This is a genomic window from Mesorhizobium sp. M1A.T.Ca.IN.004.03.1.1 (assembly GCF_003997555.1).
Taxonomy (GTDB): Bacteria; Pseudomonadota; Alphaproteobacteria; order Rhizobiales; family Rhizobiaceae; genus Mesorhizobium.
In genome coordinates, this window is sequence record NZ_RZTV01001183.1 from 1 (window position 1) to 231 (window position 231).

Here is a 231-nt window from a genome sequence, read left to right on the forward strand (position 1 = left end):
CATGGAAGTGCTGACCACCGTCGGCCTTCAGGATTTTGCCAAGGCCTATCCGCGCGAACTTTCCGGCGGCATGAAGATGCGCGTCTCGATCGCCCGTGCGCTGGTGACGAAGCCGAAGCTGCTGCTGATGGACGAGCCTTTCGCCGCGCTCGATGAGATCACCCGTCAGAAGCTCAACGACGACGTGCTGCGGCTGTGGAAGGCGACCGGCATTACGGTGATTTTCGTGAC

1 protein-coding gene is annotated in these 231 nt (G+C 61.0%); it reads left to right on the forward strand.

From position 1 onward, the window contains the following. The coding region (locus tag EOD29_RS35420) for an ATP-binding cassette domain-containing protein (RefSeq protein ID WP_127248942.1) at positions 1-231 on the forward strand (231 nt) is incomplete at both ends.